Annotated in this window: 2 protein-coding genes; one reads left to right on the forward strand and one right to left on the reverse strand. The window is 68.3% G+C overall.

Annotated features, from left to right (window positions below; translation table 11 throughout):
* The first annotated feature begins 396 nt into the window (after positions 1-396).
* On the forward strand, positions 397-540 hold the full coding sequence (locus ACWJ6R_RS37410) for a hypothetical protein (protein WP_449066718.1): 144 nt from the start codon (positions 397-399) through the stop codon (positions 538-540).
* A gap of 27 nt (positions 541-567) precedes the next feature.
* On the opposite strand, the gene ACWJ6R_RS37415 is transcribed toward ACWJ6R_RS37410, so the two are convergent.
* Positions 568-761, reverse strand: a 194-nt coding sequence (locus ACWJ6R_RS37415) for a hypothetical protein (protein ID WP_449066719.1), incomplete at its 5' end; no start/stop codon positions are given.

Genomic DNA, 761 nt, shown 5'->3' on the forward strand with positions numbered 1-761 from the left:
GCAGGTAGACCGCGCCGGCGGCGGCGATGGTCAGGGCGGCGGCCCACCATGATCGGGATCTGCGGGACATGGTCCGCCAACTTACCTGCCTTTGCCCGGTTCCGGTGATCATCGCGGGCGGGGCCGTCGGCGAGCTTGGCGGTGTTCACCTGCCGGAGCGCTCTGCCCCGGGCGTGGGAAGGACATCAAACCGACGCGTTCACGCAGAGCCGCGATCGGCTCACCCCCACGCGGGGTGAGGTGAATGACCAGCAGAGCGGTGAGCTCAAGCAGCCGTCCGGCTCCTTGGAAGAACGGGGTGCTTGCCTAGGCCGCGCCGTCCTACGATGCGGGCAAAATGGTGGATTCCCGACGGATGCCGGGGTGACCCCATCCCGACGCTCCAGGAGACCGATCATGAACATGTTCGCCCTGCAGATGGCCGCCATCGAGACCTTCATCTCCGCTCCGGCCGATGACGGGCCCGGCTCGCTTGCGGGTGCCACCGCAGCGGACGCCTCGGGGGACGCTGAACACATCAGCGCACCCTTTTCACGATGATCGAGGCGTGCGGGACGCCCTCCGGTCTCAGAGGTGATCGCGGTCGGCCGGTGCCGGGTTGATCCGGTCGCCGTCCCAGCCCAGCGCGTCATCGACATCCACGGCCAGGGCCTCCAATTGCGCATCGGCCACCAGTTGCGCGATGCATTCGCCGCTGCCGCCGATGTAGGTGCTCATCAGATCCACGTCCGTGGCCACGCACCAGGCGCGGTCCTCCGGCC

The sequence above is a fragment of the Planomonospora algeriensis genome, from assembly GCF_977012225.1.

Excerpts from the sequence above, each read along its gene's own strand:
- ACWJ6R_RS37410 (WP_449066718.1), top strand. The coding sequence starts at position 397 with ATGAACATGTTCGCCCTGCAGATGGCCGCCATCGAGACCTTCATCTCC.